This window comes from Corynebacterium suicordis DSM 45110 (assembly GCF_015351405.1).
Taxonomy (GTDB): Bacteria; Actinomycetota; Actinomycetes; order Mycobacteriales; family Mycobacteriaceae; genus Corynebacterium; species Corynebacterium suicordis.
On sequence record NZ_JADKMY010000001.1, the window covers coordinates 723,204 to 743,525 of the forward strand.

The following is a 20,322-nucleotide window of genomic DNA, read 5'->3' on the forward strand; positions in this document are numbered from 1 at the left end:
GGGGAAGTGTTCGCGCTCCTATTTGCGGGAGTGGATCTTCTGCTGGGCCGCGGCTAGGCCGTTGTTCACGATCTCCGTGACTGCATCCGCTGCTACATCGATCATGGAATCCAGCTCTGGACCTGCCTCGATGGGGCCGAGAACGTGATCAATGACAGTCACGCCTTGCGGAGGACGGGAGATACCCATGCGCACACGCACATAGTCCCGAGATCCCATGTACTCGGTGGTGGATTTCAGTCCGTTGTGTCCGTTTTCATTGCCGCCCTGTTTGACACGCACCTTGCCTAGAGGGAGGTCGAGCTCGTCATGCACCACGATCACTTGATCCAAGCTAATGCTGTAGTGCTCCGCGATGTCTTTGACCGCGATGCCAGACTCATTCATGAACGTGGTGGAGCGCACCAGCAGAACCGGCTTTCCCGCGAGCTCCGTTGCCGCCGCGTGGGCGTGCAAACCCTTAAGCGGAGCCAGGTGGGAACCCGTGCGAACCAGCAGTGCATCGATAGCCATGTAGCCCACGTTGTGTGGCGTGGCCTCGTACTCCGCGCCGGGATTACCTAAGCCGATGACCAGCCATGGAGTCACTCCTGCGGGGAAAGTAGGCATGGCATTCGCAGACTCGGAAGCCGGAGTAGAAGTAGAACCAGCGCCGAAAATGCGGGAGATGAAATCCTTGAGTGTAGCCACGAGCTCTAGTGTGGCACAGGCCTGCTTCGCCCAGGAAAAGGCAAGCGTGTTTTAGGACTGGATGAGCTGTTCTGCGGCGTCGCTTGCGTCGGCACAAAGAATCGCAACATCCGCGGCGGCCGAGGAGGCAAACGGCTTGAGGACGTAGGCGGCCGGATCCATGCGGCCAGGTGGGCGGCCGATTCCGCAGGACAAACGGTAGTAGTCCTTGGTGCCCAGGGCCTTGGTGATGGACTTCAGGCCGTTGTGTCCCTTGTCCCCGCCACCACTTTTCAGTCGCACCTGGCCGGGGTCTAGCTCGAGCTCATCGTGGGCAACGATAATGTGCTCGGCTGGAACCTTGAAGAAATCCGCGAGTGCCCTAACCGGGCCGCCAGAGACATTCATATACGTGCGCGGGGTGGCGAGGATGACCTTGGCACCACCCAGTGAGAACTCGGCGATGTTGGCGTTTGAACGCTTGTGCGCGCTGAGGTTCGGCGTGGGTACCTGACGGCTGGCGAGCTCTTCAATCACCATCACGCCCAGGTTGTGGCGGGTAAAGGCGTACTTCGGGCCGGGGTTGCCGAGTCCCACGACGAGCCACGGGGAACGCTGTACTGTATCCACGCCTGCCATTGTCCCACACGGTGGGGACAGAACCGTAGATACAGAAAAACGGCGGGCAAGCCAGGATCTTTGTCCTCAACTTACCCGCCGTGACGACGGAGAGAGACTTACTCGTCGCCCTCGGCGTTGCCACGTGGGGAGTTCTCAGGCTCGTCAGCGGAGCCGTCGGCAGCGTCGCCGTCGTTCTCAGCCTCAGGTTCGGTGGTGTCATCCTCGCCCTCTTCGCCTGGCTCAGGAAGCTCTTCTTCCTCAGGCTCAACGATGTTGATGACCAAGGTCTCTGGCTCGGAAACCAGCTCACAGTTTGCAGGCATCTGGATGTCTGCAGCGGTGACCTGGGTGCCGATCTCCAGGCCTTCAACGTCGATGGAGATCTCTTCTGGGATGTTCAGAACGTCAGCCAGGACGGTCAGAACGTCAGCGTCCTGGGTGATCAGGGCGCCAGGAGCGGCCTCACCGGTGTTGACGACTGGGATGTCAACCTCAACCTTTTCGCCGCGCTTCACGTTCTGCAGGTCAGCGTGGTCAACGTCCAGGGTCAGGATGTTCTGATCCACGGCCTTAACCATGACCAGGTGGCGCTCGCCTTCGAGATCCAGCTCGATAACGGCGTTGGTGCCCTCGTTACGCAGGATTGCGTGGAACTCGAGGATGTCCACGTGTGCGTGCAGTGGGGCCAAGTCCAAGCCGTAGACAACCACGGGAACGCGGAAATCGCGACGCAGACGGCGGGCAGCGCCCTTGCCGAACTCGTTACGTGGCTGTGCTGCGAGAACAGTTTGCTTGTTAGCCATGTGTCACTCCTAGAAATATTGTGTGAGCTGGGATTCCAGCTGCGGATCGTGTTTTAAGAATCGCGTGAATCGCGGCATAAAAAACGCCGCGACTCCTCGCGGCGTAAAACCTCCCGCAGCACACAAGCAGTGGCTGGGAGTGGGGTTCGCGCCGATAACGGCCAGTTCCATGTGAGACACGGTTCCAGCCCTCGCCGAGAGATTCAGTCCCTTACCTTAGCATCGCGGTGGCTATTCGAAAAATGCCCCGCCTGCAGCCACTTCTGGGCTGTTTGGCGGGGCTATGGCGCTGGCTCAGATGAGCGAGCTGCGATTGCTCGAGCTGCGACTGTCTGAAGAAGGACTACTCGAACAGGAACTACTCGAACAGGGTGGTGACTGAGCCGTTCTCGAAGATCTCGTGAATGGTCTTGGCAACCAGTGGAGCAATGGAGAGCACCGTGAGGTTTTCCCAGCCCTCGGTGTTCTGCGGCAGAGTGTCCGTGGTGATGATCTCGCGCGCACCACAGGAGCTCAAGCGCTCACGGGCAGGTCCGGAGAACACACCATGGGTGGTGGCAATGATCACGTCACCAGCGCCAGCTTCGCGCAGCACGCCCACAGCACCGGCGATGGTTCCACCGGTATCGATCATGTCGTCCAGCAGCACACAAGTGCGACCCTTGACATCGCCAACCACGCGGTTAGCGGTGACCTTGTTGGCCACATCAATATCGCGGGTCTTGTGGATGAACGCCAATGGGGCATCGCCCAGCACGTTTGCCCACTTCTCGGCTACCTTGACTCGACCGGAGTCAGGGGAGACCACGCAGATGTTGTCCAGGTTGTAGTTCTTCTGGATGTAATCGGTGAGGATCGGCATCGCGTGCATGTGATCAACTGGGCCGTCGAAGAAGCCCTGGATCTGATCGGTGTGCAGGTCCACGGAGACGATGCGATCCGCACCAGCGGTCTTCAGCAGGTCAGCGATCAAGCGAGCGGAGATGGGCTCGCGTCCGCGGTGCTTCTTGTCCTGACGTGCATAAGGGTAGAAAGGCAGGATTGCGGTGATGCGCTTGGCGGATCCGCGCTTGAGCGCATCAATCATGATGAGCTGTTCCATGAGCCAGTTGTTCAGTGGCAATGGGTGGGCCTGGAGCACGAAGGCATCGGAGCCGCGGACGGATTCATCGAAGCGGATGAAGATCTCACCGTTGGCGAAATCTCGGGCGGTGGTGGGGGTCAGTTCAACTCCCAGCTCGCGAGCCACTGCTTCACCCAGTTCTGGATGAGCGCGACCACTAAAGAGCATCAAGTTTTTTTGATTGTCGATCCAATTGGTGGTGGACAAGTGTCAGCCCTTCCAGACTTTGCGATGAATACCTCTTAGCGCCCCCAACGATAGTTGTGTTGGAAACGATGGACAAATACTCGCCCGGTGGTTCTTAGCCCTTGTTAATGTTCTGATCCGCGGTGCGCTCTTCCCCGGCCACTGGTGCGGAGGTGGGGGAGCCACCATTAGCGATCCGCTGGCTTGCAGCTTCGGCAGCTTCAGCGGCGGCTGTGCCGGGGCGCTTGCGCGCAACCCAACCCTCGATATTGCGCTGGTGACCTTCACGAATGGCCAGTGCACCGGGGGCGACATCGTCCTTGATCACAGTGCCCGCTCCCGAGTATGCGCCATCGCCGACGGTCACTGGGGCAATGAACATGGTGTCTGAACCCGTGCGCACGTGGGAACCGATGGTGGTGTGGTGCTTGTTCACCCCGTCGTAGTTCACGAACACTGAGGAGGCGCCGATGTTGGAGCACTCGCCGATGGTGGCATCTCCCACATAGGTCAGATGTGGCACCTTAGATCCGCGGCCGATGGTGGCGTTCTTGGTCTCCACGAATCCTCCGAGCTTGCCATCTTCAGCCAGGTGCGTGCCTGGGCGGAGGTAAGTGAAAGGCCCGACGCTGGCGTTCTTACCGATAAAAGAATCGATGCCGTGCGTGCGAACCACCGTGGCACCTTCGCCAACAGTGACGTTTTCCAGGGTGCTATCCGGCCCGACGCAAGCACGATCGGCAATCCGGGTATGGCCCTTGAGCTGCACGCCAGGCAGGATGGTGACATCCTGGCCGATGGTCACATCAGAATCGATCATCGTGGTGTGCGGATCCACGATGGTTGCGCCCCCTCGCATTGCCGCCTCCAGATTGCGGTGGTTCAACGCAGCACCCGCGGCGGCGAGTTGTACGCGGTCATTCACACCAGCTAGTTCGTTGGCATCAGAGGCGATGAAGGCACGCACTGGGTGGCCTTCGGTACGCGCGATTCCCAATACATCCGTGAGGTACAGCTCACCTTGCGCATTATCGGTGTTCAGCTGGCTGAGAGCGGAACGGAGATTGTGGGCGTCGAAAGCAAAAACACCAGAGTTCACTTCGGTGATGAGGCGCTGCTCGGCGGTCGCGTCCTTCTCCTCGACGATGCCCGTGACGTCCCCATCTACCGCGCGAATGATGCGACCGTAACCGGTGGGGTTTTCCTGGCGGACGGAGAGCACGGTGACCGCGGTGGGTACCTCGGTGTGAGCTTTGTGCAGGTTGGCTAGCGTTTCTGCCTGCAGGAGGGGAACGTCTGCATTGGTGACGATGACCGTGCCCTCGAAGCCTTCGAGTGCGGGGAGCGCACACTGCACGGCATGTCCGGTGCCGTTCTGCTCGGCCTGCACGGCCTTATCGATATCGCGACCCAGCTCCTTAGCCACCTCATCAACTGCTGGTGCTACCTGTTCGCGCCCATGACCCACCACAGCGACGATCCGTTCCGGGTTGATACCAGCCGCGGCGTGGAGAGAGTGCGACAAAAGCGTGCGCCCGCCGATCGCATGCAGGGTCTTCTGCGTGGCTGACTTCATGCGGGTTCCGGCACCGGCGGCCAGGACAACGACGGCTACGGGGGAAGTAGTCATGGAGAGCAAGTCCTTTGTGATCGCCGAGAGACGCGATCCGTGGTTGGGGCAAATGTATTGCCACCACTCTAACGGGTGGGCGGGACAGGTTGGGGATGCTGCTGGGTTCTCAGCTGTCCCTTTGTTTCCGGCTCTTGACCCCGCAACTGGCACTCATCAAACGCCTAGCTTGATCTCAGTTTTGTATTGCGTGACCTAATTAACCGACCTTGTCACAGGCCACTCCATCGCCATCGCGATCCAAATTAGTGCTGTAGCCAGGGGAACCAGTGGTCATGTGTGAATAACCGGCAGCTAGAGCTTCCTTACAGCTGGAAAATTTCATGTCTGGGGCCGCAGGCGCTGGAGCGGGCTCATAAGCGGGAGCAGGCGCTGGCGCAGGCTCTGGTGCGGGCGCGGGAGCGAAGAAGTTCTGCGGCGCGTTTTCTACAGGTGCTGGTTCTTCGGCGGGAGGAGGAGTGGAGGGCGCTGGCTCTGGGCTGGAAGAGGTTGGAGTTGCGGAAGAAGAGGTCGGGGTCGAGGAAGTGCTCGTTGCCGTAGTGGTGGCGGTGACAGTCTGCGTCACTGAGGTTTCTTCTTCAGCAGGGGCGCTACAGGCGGAAATTCCACACACCGAAACGGCAGCGAGAACTAACAGGGATTTGCGGGGGTTCATGTGTGTGAGACTTTCTTCGAGCGCCCTAAGCGCGTTTCACTGCGAGTGCAGGTTATTGACCAGAGTGAGTCTAACGACTGCGCTATGCAGGGGCAGTGTAAATCGAAAATCTCGCGGAAACACGGAGAGTGGGCGTCGAAAAAAAGGGCAAAAAAATGCTCTCCCACCAGGACTCGAACCTAGAATGACGGTACCAAAAACCGTAGTGTTGCCGATTACACCATGGGAGAATGCGCGCTTTGACGTGCACGGGTCACAATACAGCAGCCGGGTTGTGCATAAGAAACTGTGACCCCCGAACGGTCTCGGCAGGGAAGTAGGCGCTGGCGCGGGAAGTGTTGTCTTGGCGCTCGTTACACTGTGAGGTTATGAGTTCCAACGCATCAACTGCCACCGATTCCGCGCGCACAATCAACTCCCAGCCCAGCTTGGCCGGGGTGTTGCGTGCGGCTTCGCGCGATTCGAAACTGCGCGGTGTAGTCACGCATCTGGGGGAGAAGTCTCTGCACATGCAGGCTTTGGATGCAGTGTGGCCGTTCGTGGCGGGGACGATGGCGCAGCAGGTGCCCGTGTTGTTGGTGACTGCCTCGGGCAGGCAGGCGCAGGATATGGGCGCAGTGCTGAAGCACATGCTGGGGGATGTGGTGGAGGTGTTCCCCGCTTGGGAAACCTTGCCGCATGAAAAGCTTTCGCCAGGTGTGGAAACGGTCTCGCAGCGCATGCGCGTGCTGCACCGATTGTCCCTGCTGGAGAAGAAAACAGAGAGCACTCAGCCTCCGCTGAAGTTGGTTGTGGCACCCACGCGCGCCTTGGTACAGCCCATCCAATCTCAACTGGGTGAGGTGGAACCCATCCGTTTGCAGGAGGGCGTGGAGCTGGACTTTGAGCAGCTGCAGCAGCGCCTGGTGTTGCTGGGTTATTCCCATGTTGATGTGGTGGGCAAGCGCGGGCATTTCGCGGTGCGTGGCGGAATCGTGGATATCTTCCCGGCCACCGAAGAATTGCCCGTGCGCGTGGAATTCTGGGGCGATGAGATTAGCGAGGTTCGTGCGTTCTCCGTGGGCGACCAGCGCACCATTTCCGGGCAGATTGAGCGTGCGGTGGAGGTTTACCCGTGCCGGGAGCTGCTGCTGACGGATGGCGTGGCCAAGAAGGCCGGCAGCCTTTCCGTGGAACGCGCCGGGAACCCGGAGCTGGCGGATCTGTTGGACAAGCTGAGTCAGAAAATCGCGGCCCCTGGCATGGAATCGCTCATCCCGGTGCTCCACGAGAGTCCCCTCAAGACCCTCCCAGAGCTCATGCCAGCCAACACCCACACGCTGATCACCGCGCCGGCCACGGTGTATCGCCGCGCGCAGGACCTCATCGAGACCGGTCAGCAGTTCATGGATGCCAGCTGGGATACCGCAGCGATGGGCGGATCTGCTCCCATGCAGGGCGTGGCCTACCTGGAGATCGATGATGTCCGCACCGCCCAGGGCGAACGCCCGTGGTGGACCATTTCTCCTTTGGGAATCGCGGATGCAGATGAGGGCTTTTCGGCCGATATGCTGGAGCTTTCCTACCAGGCCGCGCCCGCCCCGCACGGAGATTTGGACGCGATCGGTTCGTTGATGGCCGAGGTTCGTCGGCGCGTGGAAGCCGGTGGTCGGGTGGCCTTTGCGGCGCCGACGCCAGCAGTGGCCGGAAGAATGCTTCGTCGCATGCAAGAAGCGGGCATTCACGGCGAGGCGATCGGGGTGAATTTGCAGGGTCAGCACGGGCTGGGTCGGATCAAGGCCTCGAAGTTCAGCACCACGGACGAGCCTCCGGCCGGAACCGTGAGCATTTACCACGCGCTCGCGCATTCCGGCGTGGATTTCCCGTTCGCCGGGGATGATTCCCAAGAGCCAATGCTCTTCCTCACCGAGACGGATCTCACGGGTAACCGCGTGGACACGGCAGCCACCGGTAAGCGGAAACCTGCCAAGAAGCGCAATCGCGTGGATCCGTTGGCGCTGGAACAAGGCGATCTGGTGGTGCACGATTCCCACGGCATCGGCAAGTTCATCAAGATGACCGAGCGCACCATTGGACGCGGAGCGGAAGCATCGCGCCGGGAATACCTGGTGCTGGAATACGCCCCGTCCAAGCGCGGCGGCCCAGGCGATCAGCTCTACGTGCCGATGGATCAGCTGGATATGCTCAGCCGTTACGTGGGCGGGGAAAAGCCATCTCTTTCCAAGATGGGTGGCGCGGATTGGAAGAACACCAAGCGCAAAGCCCGCGGTGCTGTGCGGGAAATTGCTGCTGAGCTGGTGCAACTCTATGCCCAGCGACAGGCAGCACCGGGATTTGCTTTCGCCCCGGATAGCCCATGGCAGCGCGAGATGGAAGAAGCTTTCCCCTTCACTGAGACTGAGGATCAGTACGCCGCAATCGAAGCGGTGAAGGCAGACATGGAAAGCGCGGTGCCCATGGACCGCGTGATCATTGGCGATGTGGGTTACGGCAAGACCGAAGTGGCAATCCGCGCTGCGTTCAAGGCCGTGCAATCCGGCAAGCAGGTGGCCGTGTTGGTGCCCACCACGCTATTGGCGCAGCAGCACCTCAATACTTTCCGCGAACGCATGCAGGATTTCCCCACCAATATTGCTGAGCTTTCCCGCTTCACCAGCGCCAAGGAATCCAAGCAGACCTTGAAGGGGATGGCCGATGGCACGGTGGACATCGTCGTCGGCACCCACCGCCTGTTGCAAACCGGTGTGCAGTGGAAAGACCTCGGACTGATTGTGGTGGATGAGGAACAGCGCTTTGGCGTCGAACACAAAGAACACATCAAGGCACTGCGCACGCACGTGGATGTGCTGACCATGAGTGCTACGCCGATCCCTCGTACCTTGGAAATGTCCATGGCCGGGATCCGCGAGATGTCTACGATCCTCACCCCGCCGGAGGATCGTCATCCAGTGTTGACTTACGTGGGGCCGCAGGAGGAAAAGCACGTGGCGGCTGCGATCCGCCGAGAGCTTTTGCGCGATGGCCAGGTGTTCTACGTGCATAACCGGGTGCGGGATATCGAGAAGACCGCGATGGAAATCCGTGCCTCAGTGCCGGAAGCGCGCGTGGTGGTGGCGCACGGACAGATGTCGGAAGAGCAGCTGGAAACCACCGTGCGCGGATTCTGGAATCGGGAATTCGACGTGCTGGTGTGTACCACCATCGTGGAAACTGGCCTGGATATCTCCAATGCCAACACGCTGATCGTGGAAAACGCGCACCACATGGGTCTTTCCCAGCTGCATCAGCTGCGCGGGCGAGTAGGGCGCTCCCGCGATCGCGGTTATGCCTACTTCCTCTACCCACGCGGAGAGGTGCTGACTGAGACTTCTTATGACCGCCTGACAACCATTGCCGCGAACAACGATCTGGGTGCCGGCATGGCAGTGGCCATGAAGGACTTGGAAATGCGCGGTGCGGGCAACGTGCTGGGTGGCGAACAATCCGGTCACATCGCGGGCGTGGGCTTTGACCTCTACGTCCGTCTGGTGGGCGAGGCAGTGGAAGCTTTCCGCGCGATGGCGGACGGCCAGCCGGTGAGCGGACGCGAGGAAGAAAAGAAGGAGATCCGCGTGGATCTCCCGTTGGATGCGCACATCCCTCCCGAGTATGTGGCCAGCGAGCGCCTGCGCCTGGAGGCTTATCGCAAGTTCGCGGAAGTGCACACAGAAGAAGATATTCAGCGCGTGCTGGAGGAGCTGCAGGATCGCTATGGCGAGCCACCTGTAGAAGTCACCCGCCTGGCCGTGGTTTCCCGATTGCGCATGCTGTGCCGCGATCTGAACGTGGGAGAAGTGGTGCAGGTGGGCACGCGGATCAGCTTTAGCCCCATTGATCTGCCAGATTCTGGCCAGGTCCGGCTCAAGCGGCTCTACCCATCCGCGAATTACCGTGCGACCACCAAGGTGGTGCTCATTCCTTCGCCCAAGGAGGGGGCAGGAATGCGTGCGGTACCGCTGCGCGATGCAGACTTAGTGCAGTGGTGTGCAAACGTATTGACCCAACTTGCGGGATTGCCAGAGAGGGATATGAGGGGCGAACCTGCAGTGGTCAAGGGTTGAGCGGGTAGAATGTAGTTTCATGTCTGTGGTTTTGCTCGATCCCCGTTTCCCCGCGATGATCCCCGTGGAGGCCGTCACCCTGCTTTCCGGTGATGTCTCTTACACGGAGGAAGTCCCCGTGCGCATCCGGTGGGTCATCGCTGACCTCGGTGGACACACGGTGGATACGTCCGATGTGCTGGTGACAACGGATCTGCAAAACCCCGAGGTGCAAACCCAGTTGCAGGGTGGGGATGACCTCATCAGCGCTCCATCGTTGCTGGTGGAGATGGAACCGCAGCGTCAGCTGGAGAGCAGCGAAGCGCCCCGGCAATCCGGAATGCCCAGCGAAAGCGCCATCAAGGGAGATTTCTCCAACCCGCAGAAGGTAGAGATCTCCGGCGGGCAGATTGTGGACGGGGAGATTGTCGGTACCGACGAGCACACCGTTGCCGTGGCAGGCCTGCGCCGCACCACGCGCACCGAGGTTCCTGCGTCCGTGATGGACGAAATCGAAGATGCCGTGGCACTCATGGCGCGCGCTTTGCGCCAAGGCGAGTGGGAGCAGGAGATGACTCATCAGAGCCTCCTGCCTTACCTGCGCCAGGAAACCGAAGAGTTGGCAGAAGTTGTCAGCGCGATGGAGAAGCTCGCGGATTCCGATACTCCGAAGTGGATGGAGCAGGAGCTTTGCAAGGAGCTGGCAGACGTGTTGCTGCAGGTTCTCTTCCACGCGGAGATCGCCAACCGCCGCGGCTCTTTCGATATCGGGCACGTGGCTGGGGCCTTTGTGGTCAAACTGCAGTCCCGCGCGCCTTACCTTTTTGAATCGGTGGAGCGCGTGGTGCCGAAGAACGAGCAGGATCGCCTGTGGGCTGAAGGTAAGGAGCGCGAGCGCGCCGAGCGGAAGAAGACGCTGGGTGAGGACTACGCAAAGCTCGTCGCGATGAAAGACAACGCAGGCCAGGCTGCCGAAGAGCCACAGCGTGCTGCGTCTACTGCTTCTCAGCCCGCGCAAACTGCTGCAGTCACCGACCCAGCTCCGACTCAGGCGCCAAGCTCAGTCCCAGCTGCAACCTCGAACCCCGCTCCAGCCCAGCAGACCAGCACCTCCGGCTTGCATGAAGCTGAGCTGGTCATCGCGGAGGCCCGGGAGCTCGGGCTCAAGGACAGCGAGATTCCCATGGATATCCGCTACCCCATGGTCGGCCTAGAGATGGACAAGCCCGGTGAGGCGGATCGTCGCCTCCGCGATGCAGTCACCGCGTTCCGCACGAAGATCCGCCAGCAGCAGCCACAGAAGTAGCAGCTCACGCCCGCGAACCCTCGGCACGCCGCATCAACACCCGGGTAACTAGTCCTTCGCGCGCCCCGAAAAGGTAAGCGCACGCAAAGATGCTGGATTGCACCGTCACGATGGTGCCACCGCTGGAAATATCCAGGTAGTAGCTCAGCAAAATCCCGCCCACCCCGCTGATCCACGCCACCACGGGGGCAATCAGCAGCATCCGCTGAATCCGGGTGGTGAGCAGATATGCAGTCGCACCCGGGGTGATCAGCAGCGAGACCACCAGGATCACACCCACCGCCTGCACCCCGGCCACCACCACCAGGGCCATGGCCACCAGCAATGCGCTGCGAATCACGTGCACGGGAAAGCCCAGCGTGCGGGTATGAATCGGATCGAACGCCCACAAGGTGAACGCCCGCCCGAAAATCGCCACCAGCACCACCGCAGCCGCGCCGCAGATCAGCACCTGCAGCAGCGCGGAATGCGAGACCCCCAGCAAGTTTCCGAACAGCAGCTCCTGCACGTGCCCCGAGGCCGGAGTCAGCGACACCATCACCAAACCCACGGCGAACAACGTAGTGAACACGATTCCAATGCTCGTGTCCTCCTTCAGCGTCGAGCCGGAACCCACCGCGTGCACCAACCCCACGGCAAGCAGAGCCGCAACTAAGGCACCCACTGCGAAGGGCAGACCCAGGATGAATGCCAGAACTACACCGGGAAGCACGGCGTGGGACACGGCGTCGCCCAACAAAGACCATCCCACCAAGACCAACCAGCAACTCAGCAGACCTGCAGAAATTGCCACCACGGACACCACCAGCAGGGCTTGCTGGATAAACGAATAATGAAAGGGCTCCAAAGCCCAGCCGAGAATGCCACTCATCGCGCACCTGCCTCCAATCCGCCGCCAAAGGCCGCGCGTAGATTCTCCGGGCGCAGCACCTCGTCCACTGAACCCTCGGCGATCACGCGACGACCGAGCAGCGTCACATCATCGGTCAATTCCCCCAACCGGTCCAGGTCATGCGTGCTCACCAACAGGGCGGTCCCGTGCGCGGCGAGATCGCGCAGCAGTGCGGTGATCTGTGTCTGATTCTTCGTATCGACGCCAGCAAACGGCTCATCCAGCAACATCACCCGTGCCTGCTGGGCCAACCCCCGGGCGATGAAAGCGCGCTTCTTCTGACCTCCGGAGAGCTGCCCGATCTGGCGGTGTTGAAATTCCGTGAGTTCGGTGCGCTCCAAGGCAGTGGAGACGATGCGCTTGTCTGAGCTATCCAAGCGGCGAAAGAATTGCCCGTGCTTGCTAGCCCTGCGCCCGCTGGATACGACGTCACGCACGTTGAGCGGGAAGTTCCAGTCAACCGCCTCGGATTGGGGAACATAGGCGATCGCCCCAGGTTCCGAATGCGCGGAGCGGATGGTTCCAGAGCTGGGTTTTTCCAGGCCCATCAGCGCTTTGAAGAGCGTGGATTTACCGGAACCGTTGGTGCCGATCAGGGCGCGGATCCGGCCGTGGGTGAGCGTGATGCTCACGTTGTCCAGCGCGTGGACGTGGCCGTAGTTCACGCTGAGGGATACGGCGGCCATGGCTTCAGTTGGTGATTGTTTGCTCATTGGCTCAACCCCGAGACGATAGTTTTCACGTCATAGGAGATCAGATCCAGGTAGGTAGGCACGGGCCCATCAGCGGGGGAAAGGGAGTCCACGAAGAGCGTGCCGCCATTCTTCGCCCCGGTTTCTTGTCTGAGCTGTTCGTGCGGTCCTTTACCCACGGTGGACTCGCAGAACACCGCGGGTACCTGGTTTTCGCGCACGAAGCTGGCTGCCTTGCTGATTTCCCCGGAGGTGATTTCACCGTTGGAGTTCACGGGCCAGATGTAACCCTCTTTCATGTGGGCTTCGCGGGCGAGGTAGGAAAACGCGCCCTCGCAGGAAACCAGCGTGCGCCTGTTTTCCGGCAGAGATCGCAGACCCTCGGTGAGCTCGCGATCCACCCCATCCAGCTCCGCCTTGTACGCATCCCCATTGCTGCGGAAGGTGCCAGCGGCATCCGGGACCAGCTCGCTCAGAGCAGAGACGATGTTGTCCACGTAAATTTTCGCCAGAGCTGGGCTCATCCACGCGTGCGGGTTGGGGGTTTCAGAATGCTCGATGTTGATGGGTTCAATGCCCTCGGTCACCGTGACGCGCTTGGCAGTCGAGTGCGTGAGGAGCTTGTCTATCCAATGCTCCAGATTCAGACCGTTGGCCAGGATCATATCCGCATCAGAGGCCGCGGCGATGTCTGAGGGAGTGGGCTCGTACCCGTGGATCTCCGCACCGGGATCGGTGATGCTGCGCACCTCTACCGCATCTCCAGCGATGTTCTTCGCGATGTCTTCGATGATGGTGAACGTGCTCAGCACCATCGGCTTATCTCCCGCTGATACTTCATTAGCGCAGGCAGCGAGCCCAAACAGTAGCGCGGCAGAGGCGAGAACCGCCGCAAGTTTTCTTTCCATAGTCCTTCTCCAATGGCTAGAGTTCAATACGTTGAACACTAAAGATCAGAACCAAGATAAATGTCAACACAGCATCCTTCGTGTTGCCCCTCATCGGAGTGAAGAAGAAACTCCGCACTCATGGCAATCATCTGCGTGACGTGCGAACTCCCGTACACTTGCCCGCATGCATGTGACAGATTTGCCGGATAAGTCGCAGGACTATCTCAAGGCCATCTTCGATCTCCAGGAGTGGGGAGAGGCCGCCATCAGCCTGGGCCGCATCGCCGCTCGCCTCGGCCAGCGCAACTCCACCACCTCCGAGGCCATCAAGCGCCTGGCGGCAAAAGGCCTGGTGGATCACTCTCCGTATGCAGCCATTCGCCTCACCGAGCCCGGCCGCGAACTCGCCCTCCAGATGGTTCGCCGGCACCGGCTCATCGAGACCTACCTCTTCCAGGACCTCGGTTACCAGCTGGATGAGCTGCATGAAGAAGCCGAAATCCTCGAGCATGCCGTCTCGGACAAGTTCATCGAGCGCATCGCCGCCCGCCTGGGTCATCCCACCCGCGACCCGCACGGCGACCCGATCCCCGATGCCTCCGGGGAGTTCCACGTTCCCCAGGTTTTTTCTTTGGTCGACGCCACCCCTGGCCAAAACTTCACTATCGATCGGATCAGTGATCGCGACCCCGAGTTGTTGCGCTATCTGCAGTCCAAGGGAGCGATGCCAGAAGCCACCGTGGAGGTTCTGGAACGCCCATACCCAGATCTCGCCGAGCTCCGCATTCTCCATTCTTCCGGGGAAGGCACGCTGGTACAGCTGCCACTGACCTCCCTTGATTCTGTGTTGTGCAGGGAGGCATCCAATGAGCAATAAAAATCCAGGCAATAGAAATCCAGCTGGTCGAAATCAGAGCGGCAAAAGCACCAGCCATCGCAAGCCCAGCACCCGGCACCCCGCACCGCAGCGTAAGGTCTCACCGCTACCACCGCCGCAGCGCTCACCCCGACCGAACAAGGGGTTGCTGGGAGGCTGCGGAATCATCGTGGTGATTGCCGCGCTGCTCACGATCATCGCGCTGGTCGGTTTCCTGGTTTCCGGGTGGGCAAATCGCCCCGCCCCAGAGCAGGAACGCGTGCCTATCCCGGCTGATGTTCCGCCGGCGGCAGCCCAGCCCGCCCCAGATATCAACATCCACGGGGATGGCCGCACTGCGCTGCTGCTCATGGATTGGGCTCGCCCCATTTCCGGGGCCACCGGGATTCCCCTGCAGGCAGTCATGGCCTATGGAAACGCAGAGGTAATCGCCCGCCAATCCCGCCCGGAATGCGGGATGACGTGGAACACCTTGGCTGGTCTGGGTTATGTGGAAACCATGCACGGCACTTATGACGGCAAGAAGCACGGCGCAGCTTCGCTCAATGACGAGGGATTTGTGGATCCGGAGATCTTCGGCCCGCAGCTCAATGGCGGCCAGTTCGCCGTGGTGAAGGACACGGACAAGGGAGAGATGGACGGCGATCCAGACTTCGACCGCGCCATGGGACCCCTGCAGTTCATCCCGGAATCCTGGGGTCGCTACGGGGTGGACGCCAACGGTGATGGCGAGAACTCCCCGCAGAACATTGACGATGCAGCCGCCTCCGCGGTGCGTCTGCTCTGTGATCACGAGCGTGATCTCAAGACTCCCGAAGGCTGGACCCAGGCCATCAGCTCGTACAACATGAGCCAGGAATACGTACTCAACGTGCGCGATGCGGCCGCGCATTACGCGCTGAATCAGCCCCCGGAGGGATACTAGAAATTCGGGGGAGAAGCGGGGCAGGGGTGGCGTCGAAAAAGAAAAAGACCCCGCATCGGGGGCGAAGTCGCGGGAACAGGCCACAAGAAATGGAACAATAGGGGGCATTGTCCCAGTTTGAATGTTCCCCAAGCCTGAGGAGGCTTCCACAATGGCCGAAATTATGCAGATCATTGCCCGCGAAATTCTCGATTCCCGTGGTAACCCCACCGTGGAGGTTGAGGTTGGTTTGGACGACGGCATCATCGGCCGCGCAGCAGTCCCCTCCGGCGCCTCTACCGGCATCCACGAAGCACACGAATTGCGCGATGAAGACCACCGTTACTTGGGCAAGGGCGTGCAGCAGGCCGTAGCCAACATCATGGATGAGATCGACGACAAGCTGGCCGGATTCGAAGCCGATGATCAGCGCGCCATCGATATCGCCATGCTGGAGCTGGACGATACCGAAAACAAGTCCCGCCTCGGTGCAAACGCCATCCTGGGTGTCTCCATGGCCGTGGCTCACGCCGCTGCACAGTCCGCTGGACTGCCACTGTTCCGCTACATCGGCGGACCAAACGCACACCTGCTGCCCGTGCCAATGATGAACATCCTCAACGGTGGCGCGCACGCGGATTCCGGTGTGGACGTGCAGGAATTCATGATCGCCCCCATCGGCGCCATGACGTTCCACGAGGCTTTGCGCATGGGCACCGAGGTGTACCACGCGCTGAAGAAGGTCATCAAGGACAAGGGACTGTCCACCGGCTTGGGCGATGAGGGCGGATTCGCGCCTTCCGTGGAATCCACCGAGGCAGCCCTGGACCTCATCGTGGAGGCCGTGAAGGCTTCCGGTTATGAGCTGGGTGACGACGTCGCTCTGGCTCTGGACGTGGCATCCTCCGAGTTCTACAAGGACGGCAAGTACCACTTCGAAGGCGGCGAGCGTACCGCTGATGAGATGATCAAGGTCTACGAGAAGCTCGTGGAGCAGTACCCCATCGTCTCCATCGAGGATCCTCTGCAGGAAGACGACTGGGAGGGTTACACCGCGCTCACCGCTGCCATCGGCGACAAGGTGCAGATCGTTGGAGACGACTTCTTCGTCACCAACCCAGAGCGTCTGCGCGAGGGCATCGAGAAGAAGGCAGCCAACGCGCTGCTGGTGAAGGTCAACCAGATCGGCACCCTCACCGAGACTTTCGACGCCGTGGAGCTGGCACACCGCAATGGTTACCGCACCATGATGTCCCACCGTTCCGGTGAAACCGAGGACGTGACCATCGCTGACCTGGCAGTGGCTCTGAACTGTGGCCAGATCAAGACCGGCGCACCTGCCCGCTCTGAGCGCGTGGCCAAGTACAACCAGCTGCTGCGCATCGAGCAGATCCTGGGCGATGCTGCGGAATACGCTGGTCGCGACGCGTTCCCACGCTTCCAGGGCTAACAGCTTTCTGGGCCCCGCTGAGTTGTGTTGAACGCAGCGGGTCAAAGCGCTGTGGCCGGAGCGCGGGCGAGTATGGTTTGAGGGAGTATGACTGAAACCAAAGGCGCACCAAACCGTGGAGGCATTCCGCGCGCTCGCAGTGTTGAGCGGCAGGAACGCCTGCGCGAGCGTGCCCAGGCCGCGCCGAAGCGGGCAGCGCGCCGGTTTGTGCAGCTCCCGCAGCAGATCAACCCCATGGTGCTGGCGGTAGCTGCAGCCGTGGTGATCATCTTGGGAGTCACCATTGCCCAACCGCTACGCAACTATTTCGAGCAGCGCGCGGAGCTGGCAGAACTCGACGCCAAGATTGCTCAGCAGGAGCAGGAACGGGATCGCCTCACAGCAGAGCTGAACCGCTATCAGAACGATGATTACGTGCGCGAGCAAGCGCGCACCCGTCTGGGACTCATCGAGCCAGGTGAATCTGCATTCCGCATCATCAGCCCGAACATCAGTGCTACCGCGCCGGAATCCACCCCGGGCGCCGATGAGACCACTCCGGAACGCAGCGCGTGGTACCAGCAGCTGTGGGATTCCATTTCCATCCCGGATGAGGCTGCTCTGGGGGACCCTTCAGTCGACCAACATCATCTACCCACCGTGGAAGAGCCCGCCGCACCTGCCGCGCCTGCACAGTAACTTTTCAGCGCGGTAACTAGAGCGCCGCAACACATTAATCGAGGAGCATTTATGGCAGTCAGCGATGCCGATATGGACATCATGGAAACCCAATTGGGTCGCCGCCCGCGCGGAGCCGTGGAGGTGTCCTACCGCACCCCTGATGGCAAGCCTGCGGTGGTCAAGACCGTGCCGCGCTTGGAAGATGGCACGCCTTTCCCCACGCTGTACTACTTGACTGATCCTCGCCTCACCGCCGAGGCTTCCCGCCTGGAAGTGGCCGGCGTGATGAAGACCATGCAGGCGCGTCTTTCCGAAGACCCCGAGCTGGCAGCCGATTACCAAGCCGCCCACGAGCACTTCCTCAGGGAGCGCAACGCGATGGAGGATCTGGGCACGGACTTCTCCGGCGGCGGCATGCCGGATCGCGTGAAGTGCCTGCACGTGCTCATTGCCTACGCCCTGGCCGAAGGGCCGGATCACTTCCGTCTGGGCACGGAAGCCGTGGCACTTGCTGCGGAGAATAACCCTAAGTTGGTGGGGACTGCGTTGCCGAGCGATTGGCCGGCGTCGGAAACCCTGGGAACGTCCATGGAGAAAGCCAGCACGGAGGAATAAACGATGACCACTGCGCACGCCACAGCGCCACGTTTCGCCGCGATTGATTGCGGTACCAATTCAATTCGCCTGCTCATCGCCGAGGTTTTGCCTGATGGCAGCCTCAACGAGCTGAACCGCGACAACATCATCGTGCGCCTGGGTCAAGGCGTGGATGCGAACGGTCGCTTCGCCGAAGAGGCCTTGGAGCGCGTGGATGCCGCGCTTTCCACCTACGCCGACCGCATGGTTGAGTTCGGTGTGCAGGACGTGATGATGGGTGCGACCTCAGCCACCCGCGATGCCGAGAATCGTGAGGTGTTCTTTGATCTTTCCCGACGCCACCTCGGGCGCATCCGCGATGGTATTTCTGCCGAGGTGATCACTGGCGAGCGGGAGGCCGAGCTGTCCTTCAACGGCGCCGTGACCGACCTGGGTGAGCTGGGCGCCGAGGAGCGCGTGTGCGTAATTGACCTCGGCGGCGGATCCACTGAGTTCGTGGTGCGGACTGCTTCCGGGTCTGTGAACGAAGCGCATTCCGCGAACATGGGTTGTGTGCGGCTGACTGAGCGCTACCTGCACTCGCAGCCGCCTGCTTCTACGGAGATCGCTGCGGCTTCTGTGTTCGTACAGGAACTGCTGGCCGAGGTGCAGAATGTGGTGGATCTATCTGCAGTTGACCGTGTGGTGGGCGTGGCTGGCACGATGACCACCATCAGCTCGATCGCGCTGGGGCTTTCCGAATACGATTCCGAGCGCAACCACATGTCCGTGCATTCCCTGGAGGACTTCCGCGCCACCGCGCGTGACCTGCTGTCCCGCACCACCGAGCAGCGCATGGAACTGGGCCCGATGCACCCGGGCCGCGCTGATGTGATCGGCGGCGGCGCGGTCATTGTGGATGCCTTCACCACGCTGTTCTTAGAACAGGGGCTGAAGGAGATCACGGTGAGTGAAAAGGATATTCTAGATGGGATCCTGGCTGAGGTTGTGCGCCGAAACAGCTAGTTTTTGGTGGCTGGCCTGCTTGTGAGCTGTTGCTGCGGTCAGCGGTGATTTACTGCTGGTTCGGTGTTCGCTGCTTGCGGTGATGCAGGATCAACGCCCCTATAGCCCAATTGGCAGAGGCAGTGGACTTAAAATCCATTCAGTGTCGGTTCGAGTCCGACTGGGGGCACATTTTTTTGTGAGTGCTTTATGCCCAGAGCAATGCTGATTGCCAGTTAGTTGGAAACCCCATTTGATGCTCTGGAGAGATGAACGGTTCAGTTTCTCCGGGCTTGAAAATTGGAGGAAATTCAGACATTAGGCCTGAAAACTCACATGGCCATGTGCTTTGAGATTCGTGCGACTTCAACATATATGCAAGGAGGGAAGCGTGGACGAAGACGCGTTTTCCTTCAGCGATGTGTCCAGCGGGGGCTTTTTCCAAGAGATCCCATGTGTCCAAGTAATAACTTCCCGCGGGGAAGTCAGTTCGCCTGGGTTTGAGTTCAATCTTCAACACCTTATTGAACAAGCGGGTACCGTGCGCAGCTTTGTTCCGTAATTCAGCCATTGCTCGGACAATTGTTACGAAGATTTTCGGATGCTTCATTCCAAACTGAGCCGCTATTGTTCGTTGGTCTTCTGCCTTGAGATAGGTGAGAAGGAACACGAGCGAACCGAAGGAGAGGTATTCGACGATGGCCCAAACGGGCAATAGATCTCCGTATTTCTGCGTGTGGTGTTTGACGTAGTTGTCACCCTCATTCAGAGCAGCCTTTTTAGCCTTCTCTACCTCTTTCATGAAAGCTTCGTGGCTGGTTTTGCAGTTCACGCGCTTCACGGGTTTAGAGGTTGTTTGTTTATCTAAGTAGTCGACAAACGCATATGCGTAGGGATCATAGGCAGCAAGGAGATGTGCGACAGCAGTACGTAATCGCACTTCAAAATCTTCTGTTGCACGGAGAACCATCATTCTCAGATCACGGTCAAACTCGGCTAAGGCTATAACTTGTTCGAAACTAGTTCCTGGGATGTGTTTCTTGCCGCGAAAAGTGCGGAGGCTTTGGTTTTGATCCGGTATGGGAAGAAGCTCACGGAACAAGTATCTGTAGCCAGATAGTCGGTGGTATCCATGTTTCCGCAAGGCCTGCCGAGCAGCGACCTTGTCCTTGATCCGGAGACCATTCGCCTCGAGACCCATGATCAGTTGGTCATGAGTCTGATGAGGTTTTGGCGGACGCATGGGGTTCACATTATCCCAATAGAAAACCTCCCCCTTGCCAAAGTGGCAGAGGGGGGAGGTG

Annotated in this window: 18 protein-coding genes and 1 tRNA gene; 9 read left to right on the forward strand and 10 right to left on the reverse strand. The window is 60.1% G+C overall.

The features are described from left to right. Positions 1-18 precede the first annotated feature (18 nt). The 6 genes from pth (IRY30_RS03390) to IRY30_RS03415 all read right to left on the reverse strand — a co-directional run bounded on the left by pth (IRY30_RS03390) (position 19) and on the right by IRY30_RS03415 (position 5,687). The gene (gene pth / locus IRY30_RS03390) at positions 19-690 is read right to left on the reverse strand and encodes an aminoacyl-tRNA hydrolase (RefSeq protein ID WP_234990717.1); all 672 of its coding nucleotides are present in this window, start codon (positions 688-690) and stop codon (positions 19-21) included. Positions 691-741: 51 nt separating this feature from the next. Beyond that, entirely contained in the window at positions 742-1,308 is a 567-nt protein-coding gene (gene pth, locus IRY30_RS03395; protein ID WP_194186842.1) for an aminoacyl-tRNA hydrolase, read from the reverse strand. A 98-nt stretch (positions 1,309-1,406) separates the two neighbouring features. Next, complete coding sequence (locus IRY30_RS03400) at positions 1,407-2,093, reverse strand: 50S ribosomal protein L25/general stress protein Ctc (RefSeq protein WP_194555964.1); 687 nt, start codon at positions 2,091-2,093, stop codon at positions 1,407-1,409. 358 nt (positions 2,094-2,451) lie between these two features. Continuing rightward, positions 2,452-3,423: a ribose-phosphate diphosphokinase gene (locus IRY30_RS03405; RefSeq protein ID WP_194555965.1), complete on the reverse strand. Its 972-nt coding sequence runs from the start codon at positions 3,421-3,423 to the stop codon at positions 2,452-2,454. Positions 3,424-3,517: 94 nt separating this feature from the next. Continuing rightward, positions 3,518-5,032, reverse strand: a complete 1,515-nt coding sequence (glmU, locus tag IRY30_RS03410) for a bifunctional UDP-N-acetylglucosamine diphosphorylase/glucosamine-1-phosphate N-acetyltransferase GlmU (protein WP_194555966.1) — start codon at positions 5,030-5,032, stop codon at positions 3,518-3,520. 199 nt (positions 5,033-5,231) lie between these two features. After that, positions 5,232-5,687, reverse strand: a complete 456-nt coding sequence (locus IRY30_RS03415) for an excalibur calcium-binding domain-containing protein (protein WP_194555967.1) — start codon at positions 5,685-5,687, stop codon at positions 5,232-5,234. Positions 5,688-6,055: 368 nt separating this feature from the next. Between IRY30_RS03415 and mfd the strand changes: the two genes are divergently transcribed. Both mfd and IRY30_RS03425 read left to right on the forward strand, forming a co-directional pair. Then, positions 6,056-9,787, forward strand: coding sequence for a transcription-repair coupling factor (gene mfd / locus IRY30_RS03420; RefSeq protein ID WP_194555968.1), 3,732 nt, complete (start codon positions 6,056-6,058; stop codon positions 9,785-9,787). Positions 9,788-9,806: 19 nt separating this feature from the next. Then, a complete protein-coding gene (locus tag IRY30_RS03425; RefSeq protein WP_194555969.1) occupies positions 9,807-11,072 on the forward strand; it encodes a MazG nucleotide pyrophosphohydrolase domain-containing protein in 1,266 nt (421 codons plus the stop codon). A gap of 4 nt (positions 11,073-11,076) precedes the next feature. Here the strand turns inward: IRY30_RS03425 and IRY30_RS03430 are convergent, their stop codons facing one another. From IRY30_RS03430 to IRY30_RS03440, 3 genes are read right to left on the reverse strand one after another with little or no spacing between them, the layout of a single operon-like run. Then, entirely contained in the window at positions 11,077-11,943 is an 867-nt protein-coding gene (locus IRY30_RS03430) for a metal ABC transporter permease (protein ID WP_194555970.1), read from the reverse strand. Next, positions 11,940-12,677 carry a metal ABC transporter ATP-binding protein gene (locus IRY30_RS03435; protein ID WP_194555971.1) on the reverse strand — a complete coding sequence of 246 codons (738 nt, stop codon included), beginning with the start codon at positions 12,675-12,677 and terminating at the stop codon, positions 11,940-11,942. Before IRY30_RS03435 ends, IRY30_RS03430 begins: the two co-directional genes overlap by 4 nt. After that, the gene (locus IRY30_RS03440; RefSeq protein ID WP_194555972.1) at positions 12,674-13,564 is read right to left on the reverse strand and encodes a metal ABC transporter substrate-binding protein; all 891 of its coding nucleotides are present in this window, start codon (positions 13,562-13,564) and stop codon (positions 12,674-12,676) included. Before IRY30_RS03440 ends, IRY30_RS03435 begins: the two co-directional genes overlap by 4 nt. Positions 13,565-13,730: 166 nt before the next feature. On the opposite strand from IRY30_RS03440, the gene IRY30_RS03445 reads away from it, so the two are divergent. From IRY30_RS03445 to IRY30_RS03475, 7 genes are all read left to right on the forward strand, one after another. Then, on the forward strand, positions 13,731-14,423 hold the full coding sequence (locus tag IRY30_RS03445; RefSeq protein WP_194555973.1) for a metal-dependent transcriptional regulator: 693 nt from the start codon (positions 13,731-13,733) through the stop codon (positions 14,421-14,423). Next, positions 14,413-15,348, forward strand: coding sequence for a lytic transglycosylase domain-containing protein (locus IRY30_RS03450; protein ID WP_194555974.1), 936 nt, complete (start codon positions 14,413-14,415; stop codon positions 15,346-15,348). The genes IRY30_RS03445 and IRY30_RS03450 overlap by 11 nt, the downstream gene beginning before the upstream one ends. 151 nt (positions 15,349-15,499) lie before the next feature. Continuing rightward, positions 15,500-16,777, forward strand: a complete 1,278-nt coding sequence (gene eno, locus IRY30_RS03455) for a phosphopyruvate hydratase (RefSeq protein WP_194555975.1) — start codon at positions 15,500-15,502, stop codon at positions 16,775-16,777. Positions 16,778-16,864: 87 nt separating this feature from the next. After that, positions 16,865-17,455: an FtsB family cell division protein gene (locus IRY30_RS03460; protein ID WP_194555976.1), complete on the forward strand. Its 591-nt coding sequence runs from the start codon at positions 16,865-16,867 to the stop codon at positions 17,453-17,455. 51 nt (positions 17,456-17,506) lie between these two features. Further along, entirely contained in the window at positions 17,507-18,052 is a 546-nt protein-coding gene (locus tag IRY30_RS03465) for a DUF501 domain-containing protein (RefSeq protein WP_194555977.1), read from the forward strand. A gap of 3 nt (positions 18,053-18,055) precedes the next feature. Next, positions 18,056-19,039, forward strand: a complete 984-nt coding sequence (locus IRY30_RS03470) for a Ppx/GppA phosphatase family protein (RefSeq protein WP_194555978.1) — start codon at positions 18,056-18,058, stop codon at positions 19,037-19,039. A 95-nt stretch (positions 19,040-19,134) separates the two neighbouring features. Next, positions 19,135-19,208: transfer RNA gene (locus IRY30_RS03475), tRNA-Leu, on the forward strand. An 18-nt stretch (positions 19,209-19,226) separates the two neighbouring features. On the opposite strand, the gene IRY30_RS03480 is transcribed toward IRY30_RS03475, so the two are convergent. Beyond that, entirely contained in the window at positions 19,227-20,261 is a 1,035-nt protein-coding gene (locus IRY30_RS03480; protein ID WP_194555979.1) for an Abi family protein, read from the reverse strand. Between the last annotated feature and the right edge of the window lie 61 nt (positions 20,262-20,322).